This window comes from Roseobacter phycocola (assembly GCF_042055075.2).
Lineage (GTDB): Bacteria > Pseudomonadota > Alphaproteobacteria > Rhodobacterales > Rhodobacteraceae > Roseobacter.
In genome coordinates this window covers 2,356,858-2,369,631 of record NZ_CP194010.1, presented here as the reverse complement: position 1 = coordinate 2,369,631, position 12,774 = coordinate 2,356,858, and the positions used below count along the sequence as shown (strand labels likewise).

General features: G+C 59.2%; 13 protein-coding genes. 7 read left to right on the top strand and 6 right to left on the bottom strand.

Annotation, left to right across the window (positions count from 1 at the left end; translation table 11 throughout):
- The first annotated feature begins 80 nt into the window (after nucleotides 1–80).
- The 7 genes from AB4K19_RS11690 (at nucleotide 81) to AB4K19_RS11660 (ending at nucleotide 7,272) form a co-directional block, all read left to right on the top strand.
- Complete coding sequence (locus AB4K19_RS11690) at nucleotides 81–959, top strand: class II glutamine amidotransferase (RefSeq protein ID WP_436397653.1); 879 nt, start codon at nucleotides 81–83, stop codon at nucleotides 957–959.
- Complete coding sequence (locus tag AB4K19_RS11685; protein WP_436397652.1) at nucleotides 959–1,642, top strand: protein GlxC; 684 nt, start codon at nucleotides 959–961, stop codon at nucleotides 1,640–1,642. The genes AB4K19_RS11690 and AB4K19_RS11685 overlap by 1 nt, the downstream gene beginning before the upstream one ends.
- Nucleotides 1,642–2,973 carry an FMN-binding glutamate synthase family protein gene (locus tag AB4K19_RS11680; RefSeq protein WP_375228529.1) on the top strand — a complete coding sequence of 444 codons (1,332 nt, stop codon included), beginning with the start codon at nucleotides 1,642–1,644 and terminating at the stop codon, nucleotides 2,971–2,973. Before AB4K19_RS11685 ends, AB4K19_RS11680 begins: the two co-directional genes overlap by 1 nt.
- Nucleotides 2,973–4,274: a type III glutamate--ammonia ligase gene (gene glnT, locus AB4K19_RS11675; protein ID WP_375228528.1), complete on the top strand. Its 1,302-nt coding sequence runs from the start codon at nucleotides 2,973–2,975 to the stop codon at nucleotides 4,272–4,274. Before AB4K19_RS11680 ends, glnT begins: the two co-directional genes overlap by 1 nt.
- Before the next feature lie 309 nt (nucleotides 4,275–4,583).
- Complete coding sequence (locus AB4K19_RS11670; RefSeq protein WP_436397651.1) at nucleotides 4,584–5,342, top strand: SDR family NAD(P)-dependent oxidoreductase; 759 nt, start codon at nucleotides 4,584–4,586, stop codon at nucleotides 5,340–5,342.
- Between the two features lie 112 nt (nucleotides 5,343–5,454).
- Complete coding sequence (locus AB4K19_RS11665) at nucleotides 5,455–6,234, top strand: SDR family NAD(P)-dependent oxidoreductase (protein ID WP_375228526.1); 780 nt, start codon at nucleotides 5,455–5,457, stop codon at nucleotides 6,232–6,234.
- 45 nt (nucleotides 6,235–6,279) lie between these two features.
- Nucleotides 6,280–7,272, top strand: coding sequence for an aldo/keto reductase (locus AB4K19_RS11660; RefSeq protein ID WP_375228525.1), 993 nt, complete (start codon nucleotides 6,280–6,282; stop codon nucleotides 7,270–7,272).
- A 56-nt stretch (nucleotides 7,273–7,328) separates the two neighbouring features.
- On the opposite strand, the gene AB4K19_RS11655 is transcribed toward AB4K19_RS11660, so the two are convergent.
- The 6 genes from AB4K19_RS11655 to AB4K19_RS11630 form a co-directional block, all read right to left on the bottom strand.
- On the bottom strand, nucleotides 7,329–8,108 hold the full coding sequence (locus tag AB4K19_RS11655) for an MOSC domain-containing protein (RefSeq protein ID WP_375228524.1): 780 nt from the start codon (nucleotides 8,106–8,108) through the stop codon (nucleotides 7,329–7,331).
- A 243-nt stretch (nucleotides 8,109–8,351) separates the two neighbouring features.
- Nucleotides 8,352–9,290: an alpha/beta fold hydrolase gene (locus AB4K19_RS11650; RefSeq protein ID WP_375228523.1), complete on the bottom strand. Its 939-nt coding sequence runs from the start codon at nucleotides 9,288–9,290 to the stop codon at nucleotides 8,352–8,354.
- Between the two features lie 234 nt (nucleotides 9,291–9,524).
- Nucleotides 9,525–9,710, bottom strand: coding sequence for a hypothetical protein (locus tag AB4K19_RS11645; protein ID WP_375228522.1), 186 nt, complete (start codon nucleotides 9,708–9,710; stop codon nucleotides 9,525–9,527).
- Nucleotides 9,711–9,902: 192 nt separating this feature from the next.
- Nucleotides 9,903–11,540 carry an FAD-binding oxidoreductase gene (locus tag AB4K19_RS11640; RefSeq protein ID WP_375228521.1) on the bottom strand — a complete coding sequence of 546 codons (1,638 nt, stop codon included), beginning with the start codon at nucleotides 11,538–11,540 and terminating at the stop codon, nucleotides 9,903–9,905.
- Between the two features lie 69 nt (nucleotides 11,541–11,609).
- The gene (locus AB4K19_RS11635; protein WP_375228520.1) at nucleotides 11,610–12,236 is read right to left on the bottom strand and encodes a glutathione S-transferase family protein; all 627 of its coding nucleotides are present in this window, start codon (nucleotides 12,234–12,236) and stop codon (nucleotides 11,610–11,612) included.
- 23 nt (nucleotides 12,237–12,259) lie between these two features.
- Nucleotides 12,260–12,736 carry a DUF1348 family protein gene (locus AB4K19_RS11630; protein ID WP_375228519.1) on the bottom strand — a complete coding sequence of 159 codons (477 nt, stop codon included), beginning with the start codon at nucleotides 12,734–12,736 and terminating at the stop codon, nucleotides 12,260–12,262.
- Nucleotides 12,737–12,774: the final 38 nt, after the last annotated feature.

Here is a 12,774-nt window from a genome sequence, read left to right as displayed (position 1 = left end):
AAATTTTCTTTTTAAGGGCCACGGAATGGACACTCCGTACGCGCCCGTTAATGTCAGGGCCGAAGTGTTTTGGAGGCCCTATGTGCGGGATTGTCGGACTGTTCCTGAAAAACAAAGCCCTTGAACCGCAGCTCGGGCGCCTGCTGGCCGAAATGCTGGTGACAATGTCGGACAGAGGACCGGACAGCGCCGGAATTGCGGTCTACCGGTCGGATGACCGGGATAAGGCCAAGATTACCGTCCAGTCCGCCGCGCCGGACACTGACTTTCCCGGACTCGAAGACGCGCTTGGAGCTGAGGTGCAGGTCATCGATACGCATGCCATTATTGTGGTGCCGCAGGACCGCGCTGATGCAACGCTAGCCTGTCTCCGGTCCGACCATCCGGGGCTGCGGATCATGTCCAGCGGCACGGCGATTGAAATCTACAAAGAGGTTGGCATGCCTCAGAGTGTCGCCGACAGGTTTGAGATCCCGGCGCTGGCCGGAACGCATGGAATTGGCCACACCCGTATGGCAACAGAAAGTGCTGTCACGACCCTTGGCGCACATCCGTTTTCCACTGGGGCAGATCAGTGCCTTGTGCACAACGGGTCGCTTTCCAACCACAACCGTCTGCGTCGCAGGCTCGCGCGCCAGGGTGTCAGCGTTCAGACGCAGAATGATACCGAAGTTGCCGCCGCCTACCTCACGCACCGCATGCAGGAAGGCGACGATCTGGGTCAGGCCCTTAAAGCAGGGCTGACCGATCTCGATGGGTTTTACACATTCGTTGTCGGCACACGGGATGGATTCGGCGTGCTGCGCGATCCGATTGCGTGCAAGCCGGCCGTACTGGCCGAAACCGACGAATATGTTGCTTTCGGTTCGGAATACCGCGCTCTGGTGAACCTGCCGGGGATCGCAGACGCGAAGGTCTGGGAACCTGAACCCGCAACCGCCTACTTCTGGAGCCACTGATGCAGCACCTTGATCTGGAAACGCAAAGCCTGCGCGAGGTGAACGCCGCGTTGCAGGCACAGGCTCAGAACACGAACCAGACAAGCTGGACGATCGAGAATCCCAGGGGTGCTCATGCGATCGCCTGTGGTCTCGATGCCGCGATCGAAGTCACGGTGCAGGGGTCAACCGGTTACTACTGTGGCGGCATGAACAAAAGTGCGACGATCCATGTAAATGGCTCAGCCGGGCCGGGCGTTGCCGAGAACATGATGTCCGGCAAGGTGGTGATCGAAGGCGACGCAAGCCAGTATGCCGGTGCGACCGGTCACGGCGGCCTGCTCGTCATCAAAGGCAACGCATCAAGCCGCTGCGGGATTTCCATGAAGGGCATTGATATTGTGGTGAACGGAAATGTGGGCCACATGAGCGCATTCATGGCGCAGTCCGGAACGCTGGTGGTCTGTGGTGACGCTGGTGACGCGCTGGGGGACAGCATCTATGAGGCGCAGCTTTTTGTGCGCGGCTCTGTTGCATCGCTGGGCGCTGACTGCATCGAAAAGGAAATGCGCCCCGAGCACCTGGAAAAACTGACGGCCCTTCTTTCAGAGGCGGGAAGCAATGCGGATCCTGCAGATTTCAGGCGCTATGGGTCAGCAAGGCAGCTCTACAACTTCGATATCGACAACGCGGGAGCCTATTGATGGACGAAACGCCACGAACACACCCGCAGAAGCCGTGGACATTTGATGATTACACAACATCGTATATCCGACGGGCTGCGGCCACAGGCATTTACGATATTCGCGGTGGCGGTTCCAAACGCCGGTTGCCGCATTTTGACGACCTTCTGTTTCTGGGCGCATCCGTGTCGCGCTACCCCCTCGAAGGGTACCGCGAAACCTGTGGAACGAACGTAATGCTGGGCACCCGTTTTGCGCAGAACCCGGTCGAACTGGACATACCCATCACCATTGCCGGAATGAGTTTCGGTGCCTTGTCGGGGCAGGCAAAAGAAGCGCTTGGGCGCGGTGCCTCTGCAGCAGGTACGTCAACGACTACGGGCGACGGCGGGATGACGGCCGAAGAGCGCGGCCATTCGAAAAAACTCGTCTATCAGTATCTGCCTTCGCGATACGGTATGAACCCCGATGATCTGCGTCGGGCGGATGCGATAGAGATCGTGGTCGGGCAGGGCGCCAAGCCAGGCGGTGGCGGTATGCTGCTGGGGCAGAAAATTTCGGACCGCGTGGCCGAGATGCGCAACCTGCCCAAGGGCATCGACCAGCGCTCCGCCTGCCGTCACCCGGACTGGACGGGACCGGACGATCTGGAAATCAAGATCATGGAACTGCGCGAAATCACCGGTTGGAAAGTGCCTGTTTTTGTCAAAATCGGCGGCGCGCGGCCCTATTTCGATACGACACTTGCGGTCAAGGCCGGGGCGGATGTCGTCGTGCTGGACGGTATGCAGGGTGGCACAGCGGCGACGCAGGATGTGTTTATCGAACACGTAGGGCAGCCGACGCTTGCGTGCATCCGCCCCGCGGTTCAGGCGCTGCAGGATCTGGACATGCACCGTGAGGTACAGCTTGTCATCTCCGGTGGGGTCCGAACCGGTGCGGATGTGGCCAAAGCCCTGGCGCTCGGTGCGGATGCCGTTTCCATCGGGTCTGCGGCTCTTATCGCGATCGGGGACAATGACCCGGCGCTGGAGGAGGAATACCGTAAGCTCGGCACCACCGCAGGCGCGTTTGACGACTGGCACGAAGGAAAAGATCCGGCCGGTATCACGACGCAGGACCCGGAGCTGGCCGCACGGCTTGATCCCGAACAGGCAGGGCGGCGCCTCGCGAATTATCTGAAGGTTATGGCGCTGGAAGCGCAGACAATTGCCAGAGCGAACGGCAAGAGCCATGTTCTGAACCTGGAGCCGGAGGATCTGTGTGCGCTGACGCTTGAAGCTGCGGCCATGGCCGGCGTGCCTCTGGCAGGGACTGACTGGATACCCGGACAAAACAGGGGAGATTTCTGATGACTGAACTTGCGGAATGGGCTGCCGAAAAGGGTGTCCGGTTTTTCCTGTGTAACTTCACCGATCTCTTTGGCGTGCAGCGCGCGAAACTCGTCCCGGCAGAGGCGATTGCAGGCGCACAGGAAGGTGGAGCAGGTTTCGCAGGTTTCGCCGCCTGGCTGGACATGACACCGGCACATCCTGACATGCTTGTCATGCCGGACGCCGACAGCGCGATCCAGCTGCCCTGGAAGCCGGAGGTTGCGTGGGTTGCGGGCGATCCTTGGATGGATGGCGAACCTGTCGCGCAGGCGCCGCGCAATGTGCTCAAATCACTCGTCGCGAAAGCGAACGACATGGGCTTTATGATGCAGTCCGGCGTGGAGCCGGAGTTTCATCTGATCAGCGCGGATGGTTCCGGCATTTCCGACGCGCGCGATTTCCATGAGAAGCCCTGCTATGACCAGTCGGCGCTGATGCGTCGCTATGATGTTATCGCAGAAATTTGTTCTACGATGATCGAACTGGGCTGGGGACCGTACCAGAACGACCATGAGGATGCGAATGGTCAGTTTGAGATCAACTGGGACTTTGGTCCCTGCCTTCAGACGGCCGACAGGCATGCGTTTTTCAAGTTCATGGTCAAAGAAATTGCGGAAAAGCATGGCTTCCGCGCGACCTTCATGCCCAAGCCCTTCACTGACCTGACCGGCAACGGCTGCCATGTGCACCACTCGCTGTGGACACCGGATGGCAAAACCTGCGTTTTCGACGGCGACGATGAAATGGGCCTGTCGGATACTGCCTACAGTTTTCTGGGCGGGCTCATGGCCCACGGTCAGGCCCTGTGTGCCATCACCAACCCGACCGTGAACAGTTACAAACGGATCAATGCACCCGCGACACTGTCCGGTGCCACCTGGGCGCCGCAGTCAGTGACCTATGGCGGCAACAACCGGACCCATATGGTGCGTATCCCGGACAAAGGCCGGATGGAATTCCGTCTGGCAGACGGTGCTGCAAACCCTTACCTGCTTCAGGCCGCACTTCTGGCGGCAGGGCTGGATGGTATTGAACGGCAGCTTGATCCGGGCAAGCGTCTGGACATTGATATGTACACAGAGGGTCACAAGGTGCGCGGTGCCAGGAAACTGCCGCTGAACCTGCTGGATGCCCTGCGTGCGTTCCAGAAGAACAAGCTCCTCGCTGGTATCATGGGCGATGAGTTTTCGGACGCCTATGTCAAACTCAGGACGCGCGAGTGGAACCAGTACTGCCAGCACCTGACGCAATGGGAACAGGACACGACGCTGGATTGCTGATCGGGTGCGCCTTCGAGCCCGCGCATGTGTCGGCCTGGCCGGTGAGACAGTTTTCTGAAAGCCTGGAAAACGACCTGTTCGGATTATACCGGTTTCACTTCCGGGTGAACTGCTCCTAAAGTCGCTGGTATTCTTTCGACGGAGAGGCTCACGTGCAGCCGAGTGCATTCTGCCGCGCCGGAGAATGCAATTCTGCCCTATCGGCTGTGCCAGGTTCTGATCCGAACGCTGGTGGCCGGGACGCACAGGTGTGTGACCAGGCATACCGATCCGCACAGGGCGCAATGATGATTTGAAAAGGTGAGCCGCATGACTTCCGACTTTGCATCCTACCCGAGCCTTTCGGGGAAAACCGTTTATGTGTCCGGGGGGGCTTCCGGTATCGGCGCCGAAATCGTGTCGGCATTTGCGGCACAGGGCGCCCGTGTCGGGTTTCTCGATCTCGATGCGGCAGCCAGCGCAGAACTGGTGCGCAGCACACCAGGGGACATCGCTTTTGAAATCTGTGACCTGCGGGATATCGATGCGCTGCGCGACGGCCTGACAAAGCTCAGATCAAAAGTCGGCCCGGCAGATGTTCTTGTGAACAATGCCGCGCGCGACGACCGGCATGACTGGCAGGATGTGACACCTGACTACTGGGATGAACGTATGCACACGAATCTGCGGCACATGTTCTTTTCAATTCAGTCGGTTGCACCGGACATGATTGCCGCCGGTGGCGGCTCCATTATCAACATGGGGTCAAATTCCTGGTGGGAGGCGGGCGGTGGTTTCCCGGCCTATGCCACGGCCAAGGCCGCGGTACACGGGCTGACGCGCACGATGGCCCGCGACCTTGGCCCGCATCGCATCCGCGTCAATACGGTCGTGCCCGGATGGATCATGACGGACCGGCAGAAAACGCTCTGGGCAACCCCTGAAGGGCTGGAAAAGCACCGGTCAAGGCAATGCCTGCCGGATCTGATCGATCCGGTTTATGTGGCGCGTATGGTCGTTTTCCTTGCATCGGATGATGCGGCGATGTGTTCCGCAAACAACTACATGGTCGAAGGCGGATCGATCTGAACACAGACCACCGGGGCTGCGCGACTGACGCGTCGAGGTTGCCGGCAGGTCCGGTGTGATACATCAAAAGACGGGCTTCGGAACTGAGGCCGCGATCAGAAGGATCAGACAAATGACACTTTCCAATTTTTCGTTGCCGGAGTTCGCGGGCGCTGGCGTTCTGATAACGGGGGCTTCAACGGGCATCGGCGCAGAGCTTGCTCGGGCCTTTGCCGCGCAGGGGGCGAGGGTCGGTCTGCACTACAACTCTTCAAAAGACGCAGCTGAGATTCTAGCCGCTGAAATCCGGGAAAACGGCGGGCATGTCGAGCTTGCACGCGCGGACGCGTCAGACGCAGAAGAGCTCCGGGCCGCTGTGGAAGATGTGGCCGGGCGTCTGGGCGGAGTGCGCGGGCTGATCAACAACGCCGGGGGCATGGTACGCCGCATTTCCTATGAAGACGTGGGCGACAAAGACTATGATGAGGTCATGGATCTGAACGCCCGTTCGATCCTTGTGGCGTCCAAGGCAGCATTGCCGCATCTGAAAAAAGACGGCGGTTTTGTGATCAACACAACCTCGATCGCCGCACGCAACGGTGCCGGCAATGGCGCGGGCCTTTACGGATCTTCCAAATCCTTTGTGTCGAACGTCACGCGGGGCATGGCAAAGGAATGGATCGGGTACGGCATCCGCGTAAATGCGGTCTCGCCGGGGGTGATCTCCACGCCGTTTCACGAGCGGTATTCCACCAAAGAACAGCTGGATGCGATGCTGGCCACGGTGCCGCAGGGCAGGCTTGGTGTCGCGTCCGACTGTGTGGGGGCCTATCTGTTTCTCGCCTCAGATACGCTCGCGGGCTATATTATCGGGCAGACCATTGAAGTGAATGGCGGGCAGCTGATGCCCTGACGGACCGCGTGCCCGGTATGATCCCAGCAGGACGGAAAGAAAGATATGAAAAAGCGACAGGTTGGACGGACGGGTTTAAGGGTTGATGAGCTTGGACTTGGCGGCGCGCCACTGGGTGGGAATTTTGCCGATCTGGATTACGGGCAGGCGGCCGCCCTGATCGGTGCGGCGAAAGATGCAGGCATAACCTATTTTGATACAGCCCCCTGGTACGGTTTTGGCCGTTCCGAACGTGTGATCGGCGATATGCTGCGCGGTACGGACTATGTCCTGTCTGATAAGGTCGGACGGCTGCTGCGCCCCGGCGCGGTCGAAAATCCGATGGATTTTGGCATGATCAAACCGCTGCCTTTCAACGTCGTCTATGATTACAGCTATGATGGCGTCATGCGGGCGTTTGAGGACAATCTGCAGCGGCTGGGCCTTGACCGTATCGACATTCTGCTGGCGCATGACATCGGCGCCTTCCAGCATGGTGATGCCAACGATGGCCACTTCCGCGATCTGGCGACGGGTGGATATCGCGCCATGGACGAATTGCGCAAGTCAGGAAGTGTGAGCGCGATCGGTCTCGGTGTGAATGAGAACCAGGTTTGCATGGATGCGCTGGGGATCGGTGACTGGGATGTATTTCTGCTGGCGGGCCGTTACACGCTTCTGGAACAAACGCCTCTGGACACTCTGTTTCCGGCCTGTGCCTCGGCAGGCACATCGATCATCTGCGGAGGCCCCTTTAACTCGGGCATCCTCGTTGGCCGCGACATGTGGAATTATGCGCAGGCACCGACTGATGTCGTGGAAAAGGCGCGCGCGCTCAGCGCAGAGGCAGACGCATTTTCGATCCCGTTACCGGCCGCAGCGCTGCAGTTCCCGCTGGGTCATGACATTGTGTCGTCCGTGATACCCGGCCCGCGGAGCAAAGAAGAGTTCACACAGATCCTGGAATGGTTTGCGACACCGATACCGGATGCGTTCTGGGCCGCGCTGAAAGCAAAGGGCCTGATTGCGGAAACAGCACCTGTGCCGCAATCGGGTTAGTGCCTGACTGCTGCTGGCAGGGCCGTCCTCAAAAATGCCCAGGCCCGGCGGCCGAACTATTCCCCGATCCGACCGGTCTGACCAACTTCGAGACGCCCGCCTGCGGTGACTTCGACATAGACACCCATGTCCATGTGTCCAAGCTCTTTGCGCAACAGATAGGGGATCTTCAGATCGCGTTCAGCGGTTTCCGGATTGACCTCTGTCGCGGCACAGCGTTTCGTTCTCGACAGGATGCGCAGCCGCACGTCCCCGAAGGCGAGGGTCTGTCCGACGCTGTCCAGTTCGGAAAAAGGCGGTAACCCGTCGATCTCGATATTCGCGCGGAAGCGGGCGGCCTGCACATCGGCACCGATGCGGGCACCGAAATCCCGCAGCGAGTTGTGGTTCACAACGGAAATGGCGTTCATCATCTGAGGTGAGACCACAGAAACATCGGTAAAGCGATGCGGCGCCGAGGATACGAAGACGGGTGGTTCCGGATCAGTCAGCCCAAGAACCCCGTGCAGAAACACGCCTGCGCGGACCCGGGCCTCGTCGTTGCGCATGTCAAACGTATGAACTGCTTCACCGGCCTCAATGCGGAGCATATGCGTTGCGTCATCAAATGAAGTGTTGAGACCGGCGAGGGCCGCCTCTTTCACCAGAACGACAAAACGCTCTTTGGGCAGCGGTTCCGGGCGCTCAGGGTCAAAACCGGAATTGTAGCGGGCGAACCCAAACAAACGATCGCCGGGCACGCCTTCGCCGGCTGTCAGGGTCAGAGCATTCAAAGGGTCTGCGCTCAGGCCCTTAACGGGAAAACGGTTCAGACGGGCGATGGAGATATTGGTCATGATTGGCGGTGTCCGGTCATTCATAAGGGCTACTGGGTGCAACGTGGGTCTGCATCCCGGATGGGGTATGGAGGTTATCCGGCCTGTGCGCCGGAACGTTTTCGGGTCGTTTAGGGTTTGCGGAAAGCAGCCCGCGAAACCGTGTCGGGTCCGGTATAGAACCTCTATCTTATAAAACACAGGCTTTAGCGCTGTGCCTGACGACAGAGTGTACCGGCGGGGCGCAGGGCCCCGCAGATGGGTTCAGAAACGTTCTGACATAAAGCGCCGGATATGGCCGACGATCAGATCGCCGTCTTCTTCAAGAGCAAAGTGACCGGTGTCGAGAATGTTGTAGTCGACGTCCTCGAGATCACGCAGATAGCCTTCGGCACCGGGCACGGGGAAGTAGGCATCATTCTTTGCCCAGACCACCAGTGCGGGGGGCTGGTGCGTGCGCATGTAAGCCTGCCATTCTGCGTATTTGGCCACATTGGTGCGGTAGTCGTAAAACAGGCTGATCTGAACATCATGCATGCCAGGGCGGCTCATCGCCTGATGATCCAGCAGCCAGTTGTCCGGGTTGATCCCGTCGGGGTTCCGGGTGCCGTGCGTGTATTGCCAGCGGAGCCCGCCAACGCTGAACACATTGTCGATCAGGGTTTGCTCAAGTTCGGCGTCGCGTCCGTTTTCCCAAAGGTGCAGGATGGGGGCCCATACCTCGCGGTTGATACCTTCGTCATAGGCGTTGCCGTTCTGGATGATCAGGCCATCGATTTTTTCGGGATTGGCCGTCGCAATCCGGAACCCGACAGGCGCGCCATAGTCCTGGATATACATCGAGAACTGATCGACGCCTTTCTGTTCCAGAAAGCCCTCAACGGTGTCTGCAATGTTGTCGAAAGTGTATTCGTATTCTTCAGGTGACGGAAAACCGCTGGCGCCAAAGCCGGGGTAGTCCGGCGCGATCAGGTAATATTCATCGGACAGGTCGTCCAGAAGCTGGCGGTACTGGTGCGATGAGCTGGGGAAGCCGTGCAGCAGCACGATTGCCGGATTGGCAGGGTCTCCGGCCTCCCGGTAAAAGATTTCGACGCCATCAACCGTCTCATACCCGTATGAGACGTCTCCGGCCTGGGCCGGCAACGTCATCATTGCCGTTGTGAGAACTGCAGCAACGGTGGTGCGAAGTGTTCTGGACATGTTTTTTCTCCTTGGGTTGCGCGCCGGGACATAGGAGCGCTTCGTGTCACAAGAAGAATTATTGTTTTGGTATAAAACATTAATATGGAAATTTGACAATATAATAGTTTGAAAATTGAAATAATAAAAGCTGGGGAGCCTGCAATGAAAGCGCGCGGAAATCCGGCGCCTCGTGGTGAGGGCCGGATCTAGTATTTGAGAGAATTTCCCGCTAAGGTTCTGATCTGGAATGATTTACAGTTCCCAAAGGTCATCCCCGCAGGCTTCGTTTATCCAGTTGTGGTGCTCGAAAAGGTCAGAACGATCCATCAGACGGGGGCTTTCATCATCTGTGGTAATGGCCGGTTCGCGTTTCTCAGCGTTTTCGGCAGGCCCGTCGGGTTTCTCAGATTGCTTCTGGTGCATCTTCATGCCCGCCATTTACCGGTTTCCGGACTGCGAGGCAGGGCTCGAACATCCGCTTTGATCACGGTTTCCGGCCAGCCGTCTGGCAGAGTTTGAGCAGGAGAGCCCCAAGCTGCCTCGCCCGGTGCGAGGTCTCCGCCGGCGAACCTGGCGGCACAGGCCTCGTGTATTTCCCAGAGGATGACATCGCCCAGTCCACCCATATTATCACCCCACAGGCCCGAAGGTTTCAAAGTGAATGTGGTCAGCCGGTACACCGGCGTCTTCGAGGCCATTGCGGATGTCAGCAAGGAAGGCGGCCGGCCCGCAGAGCATGTATCGCGCATCCGGTCCGGCTCCGAGAGTTGTCAGATCCGCCGCTGAAATGCGCCCCTCGACGTCAAAGTCCTGTCCGGGCGTATCATCAGGATTGGGTCGGCTGTAGTAAACCCGGCTGTGCAGCCGGTCGTTGTTTCTGACCAGTGTTCGGACCTCATCGGCAAGGGCATGATCCGTACTGTTGCGCGCGCCATGGACATACCAGACATCGCGGTCCGCCTGATCCGCGTTCGCATGCAGCGCTGATACCATCGGTGTAAGTCCGACGCCCGCGCTGACCAGAACCAGAGGACAGTTGCTGCAGGGGATGACAAAATCACCCGACGGTTTGCGTGCCTCAATCACGCTGCCGGTTGTCAGCTCATCGTGAAAGAAACGTGACACCAGACCCTTGTCTTCGCGTTTGATGCTCAGACGGTAGTGCGACCGGTCGTCCGGCGCGCCGGACAGGGAATAGCTGCGCTTTGATACGCCTTTCTGGCCGGGAATCTGTACCTCGACAGGCAGGTGCTGGCCCGCCTCAAAGGGGTCGGTCCCACGGCCATCAAATGGCGCAAGATAGAAGGATGTGATGCGGTCACTTTCATTGACGCGCTTTGCGACCCTGAGTTTGCGGCTGAGATGATCCTGCCTGGCCCACCGCAACCCGACAGCGCCGGGGCGTTCGAGAACGCCGTCAATTTCGACGTTGATCATGCGCCAGGCATCGGGGTCGTGTGCACCCTTCGGCTCCCAGTCAATGCTGGCCCGGCCGGTAATATGCAGGAGCCCGCCTGTTTCGAAGTCCACAAACAACAGGCCGACCCGGGGATCGGACATCAGATTGCCAATGGTGTTGAAAAAGTTGTTTCCGGCATAGTCCGGGATCTGCAGATGGGTGGGGTCTGCCACATGCGCAAAGCCCGGCGCGCCGCCGCGATGGCTCGCGTCAAATCCGTTCGATGCAGCACCGGGCCTGCCCTGATGACCAGATCCGATGAACAGCGTGTCTGCAGAACTGATCTGTGCGGTCTGAGCGGGTGTCAGTGCCTTGCCGCGGTGTGCTGTTGGCGTCGCCGTTTTCGGCGCACGCGTCCAGGCACGCTCGTGGATATATTGCGGGCAGTTGCCAAATGTCTGGCGGATGTCGATCTGGTAGCCGTCGCCGGTCGCATGAATGTGCCCGCTGAATCTGTTGCGGCGTCGGGTGGCGAGCTCAATGCCGAGCACGCCGATGTCCGTTCCTGCAGCAAAGGCACCGGCCAGGGGGTCTGTCGGGTCTGGGTCAAGATCAAGTGTGAGCCGGCGCGGATCGGGTGAACTGGCGAAGCCGTCGGGACCTTCAGCCAGCGTGATCCATGTCTGTCCTTCGGCATCAGCTCCTGAAACCACGAGGAAGGGCAGGTTGGTGTGAAAGTCACGGTGTTGCTCGGGCAGGTAATCACGGATGAAGCCACCCGCCCATTTTGCGACATCACCGACGCCTGCACGGGCCTGTGCCTTCAGTTCGCCTTCGTGAAACGGATTTATGTGGTCCATCTTTGACATGATGCGTTCCTTGCCGGGAAAGGGTGGGTGCATGCCGGGTGGGGAGAGATCCCGGCATGCGTGACGGGCTCAGGCCAGTTCAGGAATGGGTGATTTCACCATGCCAACGAAACCCGGCTGGGCCTCGATGCGCTCCAGCCATGCGCGGATGTTGGAGTAGGGGGCAAGATCGACGCCGCCTTCGGGGGCGTGCGCGATATAGCTGTATCCGGCCACATCGGCGATGGTGATGTTGTCCGTGGCGAGCCACTCACGGCCTTCCAGGTGTGCGTCCATCAGCCGGAATAGGTCGTGTGCCTTTGCAACAGCTGCGGCATGATCGTGCGATGTGCCAAACAGCTTGACCAGGCGGGCGGCGCAGGGGCCCGAATAGATGTTATCGGCGGCGATTGTCAGCCAGCGCTGTACTTCGGCTGCTTCCTTCGGATCCGCCGGTATCCAGTTCGAACCAGCTGCATAGGTCTGCGCCAGATACGTCAGGATAGCGTTGCTGTCCGCCAGTGTATATCCGCTGTCATCGATCGCCGGAACAAGGCCAAAGGGGCTGATCCGGAGAAATTCCGGCGCTTTGTGCGCGCCGTTGGCCATATCCAGATCGACGGTTTCATAAGGCAGTTCCAGAAGTGCCAGCATGAGCTCTGCGCGGTGGCAGTGGCCGGATTTGGGGGTGCGGTAGAGTTTGATGGGGGAGGTCATAAGTAGTCCAGTTCTGAGTGAGGTTAAAAGCCGAAGTCGCTGAGGCCGGGATGATCGTCAGGGCGGCGCCCCAGCGGCCAGTGGAACCGGCGGTCTTCTTCGCGGATGTGAGTTTCGTTGATGCTCGCGTGGCGATGCGCCATGTAGCCGTTTTCGTCGAATTCCCAGTTCTCATTGCCGTAGGCGCGGAACCAGTTGCCGCTGTCATCGTGGTATTCATAGGCATAGCGCACGGCGATACGGTTGCCGCTGTGTGCCCAGAGTTCCTTGATCAGGCGGTAGTTCAGTTCTTTGTTCCACTTGCGGGTCAGGAACGCTTCAATTTCCTCCCGCCCCTGCGGGAACTCGGCCCGGTTGCGCCACTTGCTGTCCGGCGTATAGGCCAGCGCCACCTTTGCGGCATCGCGGGAGTTCCAGCCATCTTCGGCAAGACGAACCTTCTCGCGGGCGGTCTCTGCGGTAAAGGGCGGCAACGGGTGACGGGGAGCTTCTGTGGTCATGGATCAGTCCTGTCAAATCTGCTTCGGGCGGTGGTGCC